Origin of the sequence: Acidovorax sp. CF316, from assembly GCF_000276605.1 — a bacterium.
Classification (GTDB): Bacteria; Pseudomonadota; Gammaproteobacteria; order Burkholderiales; family Burkholderiaceae_C; genus Acidovorax.
The window spans coordinates 1-3,232 of the sequence record NZ_AKJX01000075.1 but is presented as its reverse complement, the minus strand read 5'-3'; the positions used below and the strand labels follow the sequence as shown (position 1 = coordinate 3,232).

The 3,232-nt window shown below is 68.9% G+C and carries 3 protein-coding genes; all 3 read right to left on the bottom strand.

Translation table 11 applies throughout. The annotated features are described in order from the left end of the window. Window positions 1-809 (bottom strand): MCP four helix bundle domain-containing protein (locus PMI14_RS06735; RefSeq protein WP_007851745.1); only part of this gene is annotated, 809 nt, incomplete at its 3' end. Window positions 810-1,033: 224 nt separating this feature from the next. After that, entirely contained in the window at window positions 1,034-2,425 is a 1,392-nt protein-coding gene (locus tag PMI14_RS06730; protein ID WP_007851744.1) for an SMI1/KNR4 family protein, read from the bottom strand. A gap of 122 nt (window positions 2,426-2,547) precedes the next feature. Next, the coding region (locus PMI14_RS06725; protein WP_007851742.1) for an ABC transporter permease at window positions 2,548-3,232 on the bottom strand (685 nt) is incomplete at its 5' end.

Below are 3,232 nucleotides of genomic sequence, written 5' to 3'. Positions count from 1 at the left end.
CTCTCGGCGTTGCCGCGCACCGTGGTCACGGTGGCCACCAGGCTTTGCTGCATGCGCTGCAGGGCGCTGAGCAGGTGGCCGGTCTCATCGCGGGACTGCACGACGATGTCGCCGCTGAGGTCGCCGGCGGCAACGCGGTCAGCCGCCTGCACGGCCTGGGCCAGGGGGCGGGTGATGGAGCGGATGATGGTGATGGCCAGGAAGATCGCCAGGGCGATGGCCAGTGCGCCGGCGATCAGCACGTCGCGCAGCAGGGCCGCGGCGGCGGCCTCGGCTTCCTTGCCGGCTTCGTCGGTGAGGTGCGCCTGGAATTCCACCTGGTCACGCAGCGCCTTCTGGTAGTCGAGCTGGATGGGGCGCAGTTTTTCTTCCAGCAGTTTGGTGGCCTCGTCCTTCTGGCCCTTTTGCACCAGGGCCAGGAACTCGTCGCCATGGCGGTAGAAGTCGGCACGCGCCTTGAGCATGGTGGCCAGCAGCTCCTCGCCCTTGGGCGAGGAGATCAGCGTGTCCAGCAGCTTGTACTGGTCGGCCGTGGTGGCCCGCGACGAGGCGATCTGCTCGTGGGCGGACCGGGCGATGGGCTCGGAGTTGAACAGCACCAGGTTGCGGAACTGGATCGCCTGGGTGTTCACGCTGTTGGCCAGCACACCGAGCGCCTTGGTGATCGGTACGCGCGTGTCGATGACATCGCTCAGCTCGGAGCGCTGGTCGGCAGAGCGCACGAGGCTGGTGGCGCCCAGTGCCATGAGCAGCAGCACCATCGCTGCAAAAGCCACTGCGAGCCGGGTGGCGATGGTCATCTTGTCCATGGCGATTCTCCCTCTGGGTAAGTTCCAAGGCAGCGCCGTTGCACGCCGCACCGATGCGGCGACAGGGCTTGCGAACGATGTGAATCCTGGGATGGCGGCGGTCAACGGCAGCCACCATACCGCGGGAAGCGGATTCTCAGAAGGGTTTTTTGGCGCGCTGGAACTGCGCGGGGAGGGACTATCCCACCGGCCCCCTCACGGCTGGGCCTGGCTGGCGACCGCGCCTACAGCACGAAGGTCGAGCCCGCCCTGGCCTGCGCCTGCAGCCAGGGGAACAGCTGGTCGGCCCTGTCCACGATGGGGCTGAACACGGTGCATTCGTCATGCGCCCAGAAGTAGATGCCGCCCGCGCCCGGGCCCTGCGTGCGCAGCAGGAAGCAGTCCGAGGAGTTCGCGTCGCCCACGATGGGCAGCATGTGGCGCGGGTCGATGCCGCTGTCGGCGATGGCGCTGCGTATCTCTTCGGCCAGCTCGGGTGAGCTTTCGTCGTGCAGCGCCAGCCAGCCGAGCAGCTCTTCGTGCTTGTCGAGGGCGGCCGGGATGCTGAACAGCGTGTAGGTCTCCTCGTTCTCGCCATCGGCCACGGTGAGCTGGTGCCGCTCGGCCTGGCTGATCCACTGCAGGTAGGCATGGGAGGGTTGCTGAAAATGGCGCAGCAGCTGCTCGAGTTCGCTTTCGGAGGCCGGGGTGCCCGTAGAGAAGTCAAAGCGCAGCTGGCTGATCCGCTGGCTCTGCGCGTCGCGTGCTTGGGTCTGCTGGCGTTCGATAAAGTCCCGGTAGCCGGGCGATTCCAGCACCTCGGGCATCTGCAGGCGCCACTTCAGGTGCGTCTCGTAGGCCTCGGTGCTGCGGTCCAGCTGCAGCAGCGCCGTCACCTTCAATTGCTGCAGCTGAGAGGTGCCATGGTTCGTGGCATCGGCGATGGCCAGGGCCTGCATCGCCTGCTCAGGGTCGCCGGCGATGTTCAGCAGGTACTCGGCAACGGTCTGCGCGGCCGCAGCCAGTTGCGAAGCCGTGTGCCGGTAGCTGTCGCCAAAACTGTACATGGCGTGCGGCTGCGCGGCGTCGGTGTCTGCGGCCTGGTGGATGATGAACATGGCGTGCTCGACGGCTGCGGCCCAGTCGCCGTCCGCACCCGGGCCCGGGTTGGCGCGTGCCCGGTTGGCGTGGGCGCGCCGGGCCGCCGTGCGCCAGTACCACGCCTGTTCGCTGTGGCGGCAGCGCTGCAGGGCGGCCAGGGCGTTCTCGTGGTCGCTGCATTCGGTGTACAGCGCGGCCAGGTCCATCAGGCACTCGTCCCCGGTCTTGGGGCGGTGGTCCAGCAGGTTCTTGGGGAAGAGGGTCAGGCTGTCGTGCACGACGATCTCCTGCCACCCTTGCCGGGCCAGGGCCTGGCGCAGGTCCACCAGGCGCTGCAGCACGGCCTGGGGGCCACCCTCGGGGTCCAGGCGCAGGTCCTCCACCATCCTGAACTCGCGGTCCGAGGCGCGTGCCTCCTGGCGCTTCCAGTAGGCATGGCCGTCGTAGCCATGGGGCAGCAGCGTGATCTTGATCAGCAGGGGGCCCTGGGCGTTGTCTGCTGCGGCCTGGTGCCAGTGGCTGGTGTAGGTGGTCATGGGGCAGTGCAATCAATGCGGGCGGTGCGGTGGCGAAGCCGCCATTGAAGCACCGGCCAGCGGCCACGCGAGCGGCGCGGTGTGACGCATTTCACGCCCGGGGCGCTTTTACTTGGGCCGCATCAGCCGGGTGCCGCACCCTGGCGCCGAAAAATCCGCTCCACCACCTCGAACACCACCTGGAAGATCACCGCCAGCCCGGCCGAGGGGATGGCCCCTGCCAGCAAGGTGGTGCCGTCGTTGAGCGCCAGGCCCTGGGCGATGCGCTCGCCATAGCCGCCTGCGCCGATGAAGGCGGCGATGGTGGCGGTGCCCACGGTCATCACCGTGGCGGTCTTGATGCCGGCCACGATGACCGGCAGGGCCAGCGGCAGCAGCACCAAGCGCCAGCTTTGCGCGGGCGTCATGCCCAGCGCCACGGCGGCCTGGCGCGTGCCCTGCGGCACCTGCAGCAGGCCCACAGCGGTGTTGCGCACGATGGGCAGCAGGGCATACAGGCTCAGCGCCACGATGGCGGGCACGGTGCCGATGCGGCCCAGCAGCGGGATCAGCGCGGCCAGCAGCGCCAGCGATGGCACGGTCTGCAGCAGGCCGACGAAACCCAGGATGCCCTGGCCCAGCCACGCCCGCGCCGCGGCCAGCGTGCCCAGCGGAATGCCGATGAGCACCGCGATGCCTACCGACACCGCCACCAGCCACAGGTGGTCGCGCGTAAGGCGCCAGAAGTCGCCGCCGAAGATGGCGCTGGACAGGGAAGGGCGGGCCTGCGGTGCCGTGGCCGTGCTGGCTGCCGTGGCTGGTGCCGCC